At 66.8% G+C, this 12,993-nt stretch carries 12 protein-coding genes; all 12 read right to left on the bottom strand.

Going from position 1 to position 12,993, the window contains the following annotated elements:
• Positions 1-166: 166 nt before the first annotated feature.
• The 12 genes from KA184_02750 to KA184_02695 all read right to left on the bottom strand — a co-directional run bounded on the left by KA184_02750 (position 167) and on the right by KA184_02695 (position 12,969).
• Positions 167-2,398, bottom strand: coding sequence for a hypothetical protein (locus KA184_02750; protein MBP8128473.1), 2,232 nt, complete (start codon positions 2,396-2,398; stop codon positions 167-169).
• Positions 2,395-3,636, bottom strand: a complete 1,242-nt coding sequence (locus tag KA184_02745; GenBank protein MBP8128472.1) for a Gfo/Idh/MocA family oxidoreductase — start codon at positions 3,634-3,636, stop codon at positions 2,395-2,397. The genes KA184_02750 and KA184_02745 overlap by 4 nt, the downstream gene beginning before the upstream one ends.
• A 166-nt stretch (positions 3,637-3,802) precedes the next feature.
• Positions 3,803-4,642, bottom strand: coding sequence for a TIGR00730 family Rossman fold protein (locus KA184_02740; protein MBP8128471.1), 840 nt, complete (start codon positions 4,640-4,642; stop codon positions 3,803-3,805).
• Positions 4,643-4,719: 77 nt separating this feature from the next.
• Positions 4,720-6,675, bottom strand: coding sequence for a hypothetical protein (locus KA184_02735; GenBank protein ID MBP8128470.1), 1,956 nt, complete (start codon positions 6,673-6,675; stop codon positions 4,720-4,722).
• A 92-nt stretch (positions 6,676-6,767) separates the two neighbouring features.
• Positions 6,768-7,148, bottom strand: a complete 381-nt coding sequence (locus tag KA184_02730) for a hypothetical protein (protein ID MBP8128469.1) — start codon at positions 7,146-7,148, stop codon at positions 6,768-6,770.
• A gap of 37 nt (positions 7,149-7,185) precedes the next feature.
• The gene (locus KA184_02725) at positions 7,186-7,707 is read right to left on the bottom strand and encodes a hypothetical protein (protein ID MBP8128468.1); all 522 of its coding nucleotides are present in this window, start codon (positions 7,705-7,707) and stop codon (positions 7,186-7,188) included.
• Positions 7,708-7,807: 100 nt separating this feature from the next.
• Positions 7,808-9,547: a thermonuclease family protein gene (locus KA184_02720; protein MBP8128467.1), complete on the bottom strand. Its 1,740-nt coding sequence runs from the start codon at positions 9,545-9,547 to the stop codon at positions 7,808-7,810.
• 2 nt (positions 9,548-9,549) lie between these two features.
• The gene (locus tag KA184_02715) at positions 9,550-10,236 is read right to left on the bottom strand and encodes a hypothetical protein (protein MBP8128466.1); all 687 of its coding nucleotides are present in this window, start codon (positions 10,234-10,236) and stop codon (positions 9,550-9,552) included.
• A gap of 5 nt (positions 10,237-10,241) precedes the next feature.
• Complete coding sequence (locus KA184_02710) at positions 10,242-10,658, bottom strand: hypothetical protein (protein MBP8128465.1); 417 nt, start codon at positions 10,656-10,658, stop codon at positions 10,242-10,244.
• A gap of 85 nt (positions 10,659-10,743) precedes the next feature.
• Complete coding sequence (locus tag KA184_02705) at positions 10,744-11,796, bottom strand: hypothetical protein (protein ID MBP8128464.1); 1,053 nt, start codon at positions 11,794-11,796, stop codon at positions 10,744-10,746.
• Between the two features lie 15 nt (positions 11,797-11,811).
• The gene (locus KA184_02700) at positions 11,812-12,192 is read right to left on the bottom strand and encodes a hypothetical protein (protein MBP8128463.1); all 381 of its coding nucleotides are present in this window, start codon (positions 12,190-12,192) and stop codon (positions 11,812-11,814) included.
• A 72-nt stretch (positions 12,193-12,264) separates the two neighbouring features.
• Positions 12,265-12,969: a hypothetical protein gene (locus KA184_02695; protein MBP8128462.1), complete on the bottom strand. Its 705-nt coding sequence runs from the start codon at positions 12,967-12,969 to the stop codon at positions 12,265-12,267.
• Positions 12,970-12,993 lie beyond the last annotated feature (24 nt).

The following is a 12,993-nucleotide window of genomic DNA, read 5'->3' as shown; positions in this document are numbered from 1 at the left end:
CCGTGGTCGAGCGCATCAAGCAGGGGCCGGTCATGCTCGTAGTCATTGTGCGAATGTGCGCGCGGCAGGGGTACCGGCGCGGCCTCCTGCGCGAGAGCCGGAAAACTCGTTACCGCCAGACAAAGCATCCACTTGAACATTCGTATGCCTCCCGCGAGGCGCGCCGTCATGGCGCGTCTTCCGCTATTACTGGGCGCAAGGTGTCCGCGGTCACGCCGATGCCGGACATCCCGTCGTCGGGCATGGACTGGGCGTCGAGGCCGATGGCATCGCCGCGCCGGTCGACGAGCCGCACGCCAAAGCCCCATGCGCCATTTTCTTGCGTCACACGCACGAGAATACCGTTCCAACCCGGTTGGAGGGTAACCCGGGCAGATTCCGGCGCGGCGTCCAGGGCGCCGGACATAACGGACTCATACGCTTTCTCCCCGTTCACCCACATGGCTATCATGTCGTCGAAAATCAGATGGAGTTCCGCGGGCCGCCATTGCGGCAGAGCGACCCGCGCGAAGGCATATGCCGCGGTCTGCTGGTACGGGCCCAACACGGATTCCAGGTTCACCACCGCCGGGAGCCCCGACGCTCTTGCGTCGCGCCACGTGAACTCGGCGCCCTCATGCGACAGGGAGGCGGGTGGCTGCCCCGGCTTTGCGAGCTGCGCCTCAACGGCGGTCATGGCCGCGTGGTCCCGGGGGAACGGCCCCAGCACTTGCCAGTCGATGAGATATCCCCTCTGTTTGAGCAATGGGATGATATCGACGCCGCGCGCGGCGAGCGCGGTCACGGCCGCGGCGGCCGCGGGTTCATACGGCGTTTCCTGCGCCAGTTGCAGCAGTTGCGCCTGGGTTTCGGCTTGGTCGTCGCCGACGCCGATGACGGCCACGAGCGCGCAGGCAGCGGCCTCGGCGACGTCGGGGTCCTTTGCCCAGCGCTCGATCAAGGGCCGCGCCGCTGGGTCCGCGATGCGTTCGAGTCCGTTCAGGGCCTCACGGCGCGCTTCGGTGGGGAACATTCCCTGAAGCACGAGCGTGAACTGTTCGCGCGCCACGTCTTTTTGACCGGCGGCGGCGCGCTGCCACGCCGCGTCGAGAAAGAGCCGCAGCGCCTCATGACGGATCCACGGCGCGCCGCGCTGCGCGAGTTCCCACAGGTCGCCTTCCGCCGGCATGAGCCCCTGAAGCCGCGCGGCTTCGACGCGCACCTCGGCATGCGCCGCGCTGAGCGCCTGCTGCAGCAGCGGCGCGGCCTGACCGGAGTGGCGGCGCACCAGGATGCGGAGAATGGCCGCCTGCATCGACGGGTCCGTCACGGGATAGGCCTTGACCAGCGTCTCTTCGACGTTGGGTGACCGGTCAGCAGCCAGCACCTCGATCGCGGTCGCCCGCACGCCCGGCGTGCCGATGAACCCGAGCGCGCTGCGCGTGAGTGCCGGCGAGCCGAGCCGGGCCAAGCCCAGCAGCGCGGCGCAAATCTGGTGCTGCCGCGCGTTGAGGTCCGTGAACCCGCGCAGCAGACGCTCTGCTTGAGCATGATCGCCGCGTTCGGCCAGAACCAGCGCGGCGCGCAGGCAATCCGCCGCATAGCGCGCGGCCAGACGCGGCGGCGCGGCCGGGTCAAGCGGCATAACGGCGGTAGCGGGCACGCCCAATGCGCTCAGGACGCCCAACGCGCACCAGCGCACATCGCCCTGCTCCGTGCGCGCGAGCGCGGTCAAGCCCGGCACGGCTTCCGTTGCGCCGCACGAAGACAGCGCGCGGATAACGCTCAAGCGCGTGAGGCCTTGAGCGGAGACCAGCGTATCCAGCAGGGCCCGCTTTGCGGTGTCGCCGCGCATGCGCGCCAGCGCCGCAATCGCGTCTTCGGCAAGCACGGGGTCCGCCACCCATTTCGCCAAGGAGGCGGCATCACTGTCTTCGATAACGAGGCTCAGCCAAAACACGATGTCCCGGCGGGCCTGATCGAGCCGTACACGCGCGGCGGTATTCTGCGCCGCAGCGGGAATTGCATGCAGCCACGCGAAGAAATCCGTTTCTGGTTTCCATGCAGCCGCGGATTCCGTTTCTGCCGGGAGTTCATCGAGTAGTTGTTCCAGCGACTGGGCAAGCGCGGCACGGTCCGTATTCGTTTCAGGAGCGCCGGATTGAAAGACCAGCGTTTCGAGTTCGCGGCGCGCCGCCGCCGCGCGCCCCGGGTCGGCGTCGAGCAGCGCCGCGCCGAATTCCGCCACACGCCCCGATATCCCGGCGGCGGTTTCGGAGGTCTCCGAAGGCGGCATATCCGGCGGCGTGTTTTCCTGCGCGGGTAGGGCAAGGGGGAAGCCGAACAACAACGCTGCAAGCGCGCAGCGCGCCAGCGCGGGTCCGGCATGTGCTCGCGGAACGTGTCTTGTCCGGGTCATAGGCGGTAAGCTCCCCGGCCGGGCGCGCGCAGCAGGCGTTCCGCCTGCAGGTCGCCCACGCACGCGCCCGTCTCGAGGTCGCACGTGATGGGCCGGCCGAAGCGCCATGCAACATTCGTGAGCGCAGCCAGCGACGCGGCGCGGCAGGCCGTTGTCAAGCCACCGCTGGACGCATAGCCGTTCCGCACTGCTTCGAGCCAGACGGCCAGCGGGTCAGCATCTTCGCTTTCTTCCGCCGCCGGTTCCTGCAATGGCGCGTCGAAACGCCATTGGCCGCCGCGCCAACTCACACGCAGCGTGTCCGATGCGCCCTGGACCGCCAAGCCCGCGGGCGCGGCCTCGGCGGGGCCGGGTTGCCGCCAGTGCAAGGTGACTTCAGACGCGGAGAACGACCACGCGGCCTCCAGCGTGGGGGGGCAATCCCACAGGCCCGAGACGGGGCGCGCACCCGTGGCGGATACGGTCGCTGTGCCCGTGACAGGCAGCCCCAGAAGGTCATAAGCCATGTGCAGCAGTTGCGCGCCCTGCTGGCACACGTTGCCGCCGCCGAAGTCTATCAGCCATCGCCAATCCCCGTGGGCGCACTCCGGGTTGTACGGGCGCCAGCGGTTCGGGCCGAGCCACTGGTCCCAGTCGAGAGACTCTGGCGCTATCGCGTTCTTTGCCGGGTCGCCCCCTTCCGGATTGGCCGCGCCCCAGCAATCGATGCGCTGTACCGCGCCGAGTGCGCCGCGCTGCATACCCATGCGCGCCGCGGCTGCCGCGCGCGAAAGGGGTCCCGCCGCGCCCGCGTGCACGACCCGGCCGTACCAGGTGGCGGCCCGGACCATGGCTTGGGCTTCCTCGAAGACACGGCATGCGGGCGTCTCGACGTAGATGTCCTTGCCCGCTTCACAAGCATGAACCGTCTGCAGCGCGTGCCAGTGGTCTGGCGTCGCGATCACGACGGCGTCGATGTCGGGTTGTTCGAGCAGTTCCCGGTAGTCGCGGAAGACGCGCACACCCGCGCCAACGAGGGCCGCGCCGTCCGCCAGATGTTCCTCGTCTACGTCACACACGGCGGCGGCGCTGCCGCGCATCCGCGCGAGCAGCGCGCAGCCCCGCGCGCCAACGCCGATGTGCCCCGTGACGACGCGACCAGGCGGCCCGGGCCGGCTTGGCTGCGCGATTGCGGCCGTGGCCGGCAAGAGCGTCGCGGCCAGAAATGCGCGTCGAGACAGTAGGGAACTTTGAGACATAACTAATACTCAAACGAACATGGGCCGGGTCAGTCGCCCGGCATTTTCTACCATTGTGCCAGTCCAGCTCCCAGAGGGAACCGGATGAGATACGATAACGCAACGGCCCGTGCGCGCGCCAAGCCGCGTTTCAGGGCTTCCGGGATGAACCGCCCGAAATTCCGCGTCAGCTCATATACAGGCGCGTCAATTCCGACTGAAGATACGCGGCTGCTTCGTCCACGGTGTCACAGAAGCGGAAGAGCTTCAGGTCATCGCGCGATATGACGCCCCGCTTCGCCAGCAGGTCGAAATTGAGGATCGACCGCCAGAATTTCCTTCCATAGACGACAACCGGCATTTCCTTTTGCGTTTTGCGCGTCTGGACGAGGGTGAGCACCTCGAACAACTCGTCGAGCGTCCCGAAGCCGCCGGGAAACGCGACCAACGCCTTTGCCAGGTAGACGAACCAGAATTTCCGCACGAAGAAGTAGTGGAATTCGAAGGCCAGCTCGGGTGTCTGGTACGGATTCGGGATTTGCTCGAACGGCAGGCTGATATTGAGGCTCAGCGACTGTCCCCCGGCCTCGCGCGCGCCACGGTTTGCCGCCTCCATGATGCCCGGTCCGCCGCCGGAACACACGACGAAGCGGCGGCCCCGTTTAGGCAGCGACAGGGACCAGCGGGTCATACGCGCCGCGAGTTCCCGCGCGTCCTCGTAATAGCGGGAGAGTTCCCGGTCGCGCAGCGCGGCTTCCCAGGCGGCCTTGCTTACGAGGGAGCGGTTCCTGGAACGCTGCTTGCGCAGCGCATCGAGACGCGCCCGCGCCTGTTCAGCCGAGGGCAGCCGGGCCGACCCGAAGAACACGATGGTGTCACGGATGCGCGCGCGGCGCAGGCGCGCCTGGGGTTCCGTGAATTCGCACATGACGCGGACCAGCCGGGCGTCCGGCGAGTTCAGGAATTCGAGGTTCTTATACGCTTTTACGATCGAGTGTTTTTTGGGACCGGTTTCCGATTGTGCCATAAGACTCCTCTTCTTTACGGGATGCGGCGGTTTGCGCCGCGGACGCCGCGTCATCATAAATGCGCCGCGGAACCCGCTTATTCCACCTCGATGCAATCCAGGGGAAACCGGCCTTGCCGCGCTTCGAGCACCAGCGTGTGACGGCCTTCGGCGAGGTCCGCGCGCGCAAACAGGGGTTGCGATGCCGCGGGTGCGCCGGCGCGGAAATCAACCGTCGCCGCGGGCGCGCCATCGACGAATAGCTGCGCCGCGCCGTAATCGGGCCCGCGCGGCGCATACAGCGTCACAGCCGTTCCCTCAAAGTTCCACTTGGCGCGCGCCGTGTCCGCCTTCGAGACCGCGCCGGCGCCGTAGCGGAACCGCGCGTCCGATACTTCCTCCCAATGTTCGAGAGACTGGGCTGCGCCGAGCAGTCCTTCGGTGTACAAATAGGTCAAGCGCGGCATGCCGGATACGCCGGTCAGCAGGAATTGATCGGCCCGGATGTGACTGTGTTTTCCTGCGTAAATGCCAAAGGCGCCCGGCCCCTGGGCCAACGCGCCGGACCACGCGGCCGCGCCGTCGATTTCCAGCTGAGCCGTGTCTGCTTCCCAGGCTATTTTCAGATGCACGGACGGGTCCGGCCCACGTGTTCCCTCCGCGATAACACTGCGCTTGCCGTGGTCATTGTACTCCACGATTGTCCAGGCGCCGGGGCCCAGTTCCAAGCCGTGAAAGCGCGTTGTCATGAGCGGGTGCAACGTCGCGTTCGAACGGGCGAGGTTTGGGCCCAAGGGCATGGCCGCATTCCATACGATTACGGCCGTGCCGCGAACTTGGAGCGCGGTCTCGAGGCTTCGTGCGGGTCCCGCGCGCCGCAACAGGACCAAGCTCGGGCTTTCATGCCCGCTCACGACGAAGCCGCGCTCGCGCAGCGGCTGCGCCCAGGGGCGCGCCGCGATATTGATAGTCCCGTTGCCGTTTTCGTCGCGGGAGGGGAACATCACGTGGAAAATGCCGTCGCGCGCGACGAAGCCCGAGAAAGTCTGACCCCAAATGCCGTGAAACTCGTTCTCGACCGGCTCGGCGTGCCATACGGAACCCGCCTGATGCAGTTGCCATGCCTCCGGGCGCATCGCGTCCTCGACCGGCACGCGGAACAGCGCCTGATAGTTGCGGTTCATCGCGACGGACGTCGCCGGGGCGTAAATGAACCCTTCATGCACGAAGGCAGGGAAGAATTCGAGTAGTGGGGGATGGTAGCGGTGCGATTCGGGATGGAGCAGCAGCAGCGGTTTCGTGTAGGGGCCTTCCGGCGCTGCGGCGGTCATGCCCAACAGCGCCCAGCCGAAGTACGGCCCCGAATCCGTGAGCGTCAGCACGAGCCAGTCCTGGGCGCGGCGGATGATCGTCGAAGCGTAGAGCCGCCGGTACTTGCCTAACAGCGGTTCCTGATCGCGTGTCGTCGCCAAGGGCCGTGCCGTGATGTGGAACGGTCCTTCCGGGCGCTCCGCCCAGGCGTAGCCGGCGCCGCTGTTCGCGTCCGGCGGGGGATTGGCCGCGTTCGCCCACGTGGTGGTCGCGGTGCACCAGTCGAAACAGAGGTGATAGCGCCCGCCGTCGTATAGCACGGACACGTCCGGCGCATGGTCGACGGGCGAGGTTTCACCCTCGAAGACGTGCGGCTCGGGGTCGAAGACCGGGCCTTGGTGTTCCCACGAAACGCCGTGATCGCGCGACCGGAATACGGTGCATTTGCTGGGCGCTTCTTCTTTGAACGCGTAGCCCGTGCAGTAATGCCCCACATAGAGGAACCAGTCGCCGCTGACGGGGTCTTCGAAGAGAAAACCGTTCACAGGCCATTCGTAGGGCGCGGCCCCGCGGTGCACCGGGTTGCCCGCGGCGTGTTCAAAGCCGTCGAACGACGCGTCACCGTAGACGGGATGGCGCAACCAGCTTTCCCACTGCGACACGTGGGCGAAGTCCGCCGTGTCTTCCGCGCCGGACACGTCCATGCCCAGGATGCACGATGCCAAAAGCGTGGCGAATGTCATCGGAACCTCCCGCCGGGAGCGGCGGTCGCGCCCCCGGCCCTATGCATGCGCAGACACTATACCGGTTCCGGCGCGGCGGTCCAAGAAGACAATTACGAAGGCTTGGCGCGCCGCTTCAGCCGCTTCACGGACCGGGCGATCCAGAGGTCGAGGTAGTCCCGGCCCAGTTCGGCGAGGACATCGATGCCTTGGTCGCGGCCCAGAACGAGGGCGCGTTCGCGGGCGAGTTCCCGTGCGTGGCGGCGTTCTTCCGGCGTGAGCCGGCCATCGGCTCGCGCGGCCTTGATCGTTTCGACGTAAACGCGGTAGGTCTCGTCGACGGCGGCTTCGAGCACGTGAAGCACCTTGGCGAAACGGCGCCGCTGCAGGCGCTCGAACCACGCGGTGCCCTTGAAGAATGCCCAGGCCGCGCCGAGGCCGGCTGCGGCCAGCGTTAGCGCCACGTCCGGCACGGCGAGCGTATCGATTTGCATGGCAAAAATCTCCTCTATTTTGCGCGGCGGGCCTGGCTCACAGGAACGTACGCGCGTCGATGATGTAGCCGTTGGTCGAGTCGTCGGAGTTCTTGATAACGGTCATGCCCGGGCGCAGGTACAAGTGCGCCAGTGCAATGCAGCCGGTGTCAGGGGCGGGCGCGCTCGGCGAAGCGGCTTCCGCACCTTGTTTGGTCTTGATGCTCCACGATTCGAGGCTCGCCTCGACGAGGTCGATGCGGTTCTGGGAGACGGGCGGCGTCACTTCGACGGTCTCCGTTGTCGCGGCCAGCTTGAACGGGAATGCATCGATGATCGCGTAGCCGGGCTTGACCTCGACAGAGAATCCCGGCGTGGTCTTGGCGACGGTCTTGAGGTCGTCGGTCGCGGCCCCGCGCAGCACGCCGCTGCCGCCGCCCCAGGCGAGGCTCAGCAGCAGGCACACGAGTTCGAGCGCGGCCTCGATGCGGTCGTCCCAAGTGTTCAGTTTAGAGGAAGCGACAGGACGCTCCTCGAAACTCCAGGTCGTCTTTAAGTAGGCGGGTCCTTTGAACGCCATGGCGTCCTCCAATCGGTGTAGCTGGGGAAACGCGGCCGGGACAGAGGGGAGGGGTGAAGGCAATGCAACAACAGGCGTCCCGGCCGCGTTCCCCAAAGACTCAGTCCAGGTGAAATCCCATGTCCAATCCGACGCGCGCATCGTCGAGCCGGAATCCGAACAACGTCGACGCGGCGGGCTGACTGCGCACGATGAAACTCAGCGGGCGCGCGACGGACCGCAGCGGCGACCCGAGATGCAGCGTCGTGCTTGCCCGACGACCGGAGAACTTGTGGCTTACACGGCGCACGCGCGCGACGATCTTGTCCGGGTAACGTCCGTCCCATTCGTCGTCGAGTGCGGGTTCGATGCGGCGCACGGGCGCCCCGCGTAGTTCGACGAGGTCCCCGACGCGCGCCTCGTGGTTCCCGTCGAAGAAGGTGACGGTCCCGGACGGCTCGGGATACGCGATATCGGCCAGCAGCCCCGCAGCGATGCGATCCGCGTCTTCGACGCGCGAAATGCTGAAGTAGTCGAACTTGCGCGCCGCGACTCCGTAGGCGTCAATGCTCGACGCGCGGCTGTATGTCTTGTTGAGCGCGCCCGTGAACGGATTGCCCCGTAACGCGATGTAATTTGCGAGGTCGCGGGCATCCGCGCCAAAACGCACGCTCATCCGCAGCGGATCGTAGAAGAACACGTGGTCCGGCGCTTCAACCGGTCCGAATGCAACGGCCTTGTCCGCATTTACCGTGAAGACATGGCCGTGCGCGGCGTAGGCAAGCGCGGCGAGCACTTCAAGCACGCCGCCTGAAGCGTCGAATTCTGCCAGGGAGGCGCCCGTATGTTGTACCGAGTCTCCGTGGGCGCCCCGATAGGAATAGAACTCCTTCAGGGCCATTTCCGGCACGTGGTAGCGGCCTTCCTCGTAGAGGTAGACGTCGGCGTGGCCTGTTTCGACAAGCGCGGCGTTGAGACACTCGCCTCCGCCGAAGACGAGGCCGATATAGCGCCCATATGCGTCGATCCGGTCGTCGTACGCGCCGGAGGCGTCTTTATGCGGATTCAACTCGACGTAATCGATGCCTTTCTGACCGAGCAGGTCTTGCAGGAACGCCCGGGCCGCGTCGGCGGCGCGCTTGTAGCCACTCGCGTCATACCGCGCATCGGTCCACGCCGCCGTTTCGGGATGGCGCTTGACGGCGTGACTGTTCCGGCTCGTTTCCTCCGCGTCCACCATCATCAGGCGCAGGTCCGGCCATGCCGCGCCGTCCACGGCCAGCCCGGCAATGGTGTCGCCGTCCTTGGCGTAGGCGTTGCTTGCGTCGAGGCGCGGCGCGCCGGCCCACTGACCAGCCGCGATGCCGCCGACCTCGAGTTCGTTGTCGAGCGACTTGCGCGCAAGAAACTTCGCGTATTCCCGCTGTGCGCCATCCGGGTATGCCGCATGCGCGACCGTATAGTGCACGGGCCCGAGCGCGCCATTGATGACGCTCTTGACAATGGCGCTGATTTCCTGGTTGGTATGCGCCTGCGATACAGGCCTGTTAATCACGTCCGGCGGCTGTTCCGCGCCAACTTCAAGCACCGTGTGGAATGGCACATAGCGATCCAGGATCAACTTGCGTGTATCGCCCCATTGCGGGCCGATGCCGGCTACCGGCGCCTCGCAGAACAGCGCGCCCTCGACCAACACGCGGACGCGGAACGCCGTGCCCAACGCCGCGGCCTCCGCGGGCAGCAGGCCGCGCACGGCGTCGGGCTCATCCGGCGCGGTGCGTGTGGCTTCGAGCAATGGCACGTCGTCGAATGCGCCGACGCGGCGGCCCCAGGTATCGTAGACTTCGATGCGGTATTCCATGATTACCACCAACGGTCCCGGTACGCGATCGTGACGGCGCACACGTGCGTGCTGTCCGGATCGTCCGTGTATGTGAGCATCGTGCTTGCGGGCGAGACCCGCGGAAACACGCCGTCCGTGTAGGGCGTGACGTCCTCGCCTTCGAGCGTGACGCGGCCCGCGGCGCCGTCGAAAACGAGTGCCTCGCCGCTCGCAACGGCGCCGGAATATGCAATGGCGCGCACCCCGTCGCTGAACCGGGGCGCAATGACGCTGCCGGAAGCGGCGAGGGTGATGCGCAGCGGCGCGGGCGCATTGCCGCCAGCCGTGAGCGTCCGCGTTACGCCTGAGGCTGAGATGTTCCAGTTCACTTCGGTTTCGTCGACGGCTTCTTCGAAGGAGGACGGCGCTTCGAGCTGCACGGTGAATGCGCCGACGAGCGGTTTGCGGCTCACCTCGCGCGTGAAGCCGGTGCGCCGCACCAGTAACCGGCGGCCTTCGCGCAGGACGAGCGGCGTGTCCGCGGTGTCCGCCGAAGCGGCGGCCAGCACGGCGTCGAGCGCAGCTTCGAGTTCGGCCAGGGTGCGCTTGCCGAGTATCGCGCCCGACAGCCGGACCTGGCGGGCGTCGCGGCCGCCGACTTCCGCGTATTTCTCCGCGATGGCCGTGCGCGTCTCGTCAAAGACGTAATTGCCCAAGGTAATCGCCACGGGCTTCACTCCCCGCCGAGCACGGGCGTGCTGTCCGAGACGTCCAGCTCCCGTTGCGCGAGCGTGGACAGGAGATAGGGCTCGAGCATCTCCCAGGCCCGCGCCTCTGCCTGGTCCGCCATGGCCAGGAGCGCCGCGAACCGGCTGCCCGCCTCGAAACGCTGTCCACCGATGCTGAGGTGCTGCTGCTCGATGGCGTCGGCCGAGGCCAGCGCTTGCAGGAGGCGCGCGCCCGCCAGCAGCGCTTCGCCCGCGACGAGTCCCGCGGGGAGGGGCGTTTCTTCGTACGCAAGATCGAACCGGCGCAGCACTTCCTCGTGCGCGTCCTCGAGCATGGCTGTAACAAGACCGGACGGAATCGTCTCGGTGTCATGGGCCTGGAGACGTTCGCGGACGTCGTCTTCGGTAGCGAAGGTAGCCATGATGCAGGTTCCTTATGGCCGGCGCGGGGAGAAGGGAGCAGTCTCCCCGCGCCGGCATGTGCGGGTGGGGTCGGACAAGGTTCGGTTACGGGGTCCAGTCGCTGTTCAGGACGACGCGCGCCTTGTCATAGAGGATCGCGAAGTCCGTGACCACGGTCAGGTACGTGCGGTCCCACTGCTGGTTGATGAGCTTGTCGCTTTCGACGAGGAGGTCCTGCTCGGTGAGCTTCTGAACGGCATAGCCCGCGTCGAGGATGGTCAGTTTCTTCTCGGGGTGGCCAGCCATGGGTGCGAGCTTCACGCCGAGCGGCGTGGGCAGGTTGCCCGTCTTCGCGAAGTCGAACCACTGGCTGTCCTTGATCTCGGCGAGGTTCAGGATCGCCTCGCAGGTCTCGGGGTCGGCCAGCATGTGCGTGGGCGTGAAGTAGTGGCCCGCGGTCAACGTCAGAAAACCGGTCACGAGGTCCGCGTAGGCCCACGTGTTGCCCGTCGCCGTGTTGAGGACCAGCGGCGCGGTGCCCGGGCCGGACGCGTCCCCCTCGACCAGCACCATCGCGAGCCGGGCATCAAGCGTGCGCCCCAGCCGCTCGCCGATGCGCCGCAGGTGCACACGGAGCATGTCGACGGACATGCGGCGCACGACCTCATACGACGCGACCACGCCGCGGCCCAGCTTGTCCAGGCGCACGATGCGGTCGCCGTAGGCGATCTCGGACTCGGGGATTGCCGCGCCCTCCGCCACCGTGCGCAGTTCCTCCTCCGCCTCGTTCTCGGTGACGTAGGGCAGGTCGTAGGCGGTGCCGTTGACCGCCTCGTCGCGCACGATCAACTCAGGATACAGCGGCTTGCGCCGGAGTCCGTCAAGCACGGCCTCGCGCACGATGTCCGGGAACAGCCATTTCGCGTTCGGGTCTGACTGGAAGAATCGCTCGACCGTGATCCGGCCCACGTCGATGCCGAACTCCCGGGCGCAGTAGTCCTGCACGTTCGTGCCTAGCGCCTGGAAGTAGTGCCGGTGGGTCAATCCGAGGGATTGCAGCGTTTCGTACAACTGCTGGCCGCGGACCGCGTGCAGCTTCTCCGCGGGCTGGCCGAGAAACGCGACGCGGTCGCGGATTAAACCGTCGTGGTAGTTCATGGTGATGCGCGCCTCCTACAGCAACACGTAGACCGTCGTGGCGGCCGTGTCGACTTTGACGTTGATTCCTTTGCCGTTGCCCGATGCCGGAGTCTTGACCTTGCCCGCGGTATCGGAGGCCGTGATGCCCGCCGCGCCGTCCACGGCCGGGGCCGAGCCCGTGTATTGGAATTCGCAGACGCCGCGAACCTTCACCGGGATGGCCACGCTGTTTTCCGCGGCGTCGGCGAGCGCCTGGCCGAAGACGGCGTCTTCCGCGCTGGTCGCGTTGGTTACGGTGTAATTGCCGGTCAGTTTTACGGCGTCGCCCTTGCCGATCGCCACGCTGCCAGACGCGGGCGTCGCGCACGTGAGGATCAACTCGGTGACAACGCCGCCGATATCGCCAAATGCCATGATGCTTCCTCCTGTCTGTCTTGTTTGGGTTTTGGCTCCCGCGGGGAGCGCGTTTGTGTCCCCCAGTACGGCTTATCCGTTCTGCACGATTTCCAGAGCGCGGTTGCGTCCGCCGCACGGCGGCGCATCCGCGAGCGGCACGGGCCGCGACACGGGCTGCGGCGGATATTTCGTGTCGAAACGCACCTCGAAGGCCCGCAGATGCGCGTAGATTTCATCGAGGCTGCACGATTCGAGCGTGCGCCGCCAGACCGTCTCGTCGAACGCGCTGCCGTCCAGTTCGCGGCCCAAGCCGCAGAGCCGCGCAATGGCCCGCCGCCGCGCCGCAACGCCGTCGCGCACGAGCCTGCCCGCATGGTCCGCAGGCGCGGCGCATTCCCGCAGCGCCTCGCACACGCCGCGCATTGCCGCCGTGGGTAACCTGGATACGCGGCGCACACGCAGCACGCGGTCCCCTTGCGCCCCGCGAAGGATGAGCGTACCGCTGGCCGCGTCGCGTTCCAGCCAGGCGTACAGCCCGGCGTCCTCGCGCATGGCGTCGCCGTTCTGTTCGAGCCATGCCACCGGGTGCGGCCCCTTCTCGCGCGCCCAGAGTCCGCCTTCGAGCTTCGTGCTCTCGATGCGCCAGCCGACAAGATAACCGTCCTGTTCAAGGCGCAAATCGAGGTGGGGACCCTCCGCATCGTGATGCCGGTGCAGTACGAAACGCCCGGCAAACCGTTCCGCGTCCGTCTCTCGCGCAGGCGCGGCCTGCTCACAATCCAGTTTCCAGAACATCTTGTTTCCTCGCGTTGGTGGGAC

Source organism: Candidatus Hydrogenedentota bacterium, from assembly GCA_018005585.1.
In the GTDB taxonomy this organism is placed as follows: domain Bacteria; phylum Hydrogenedentota; class Hydrogenedentia; order Hydrogenedentales; family JAGMZX01; genus JAGMZX01.
Note: the sequence above shows the minus strand (reverse complement) of the source record. Positions and strands in the feature narration are given on the sequence as shown.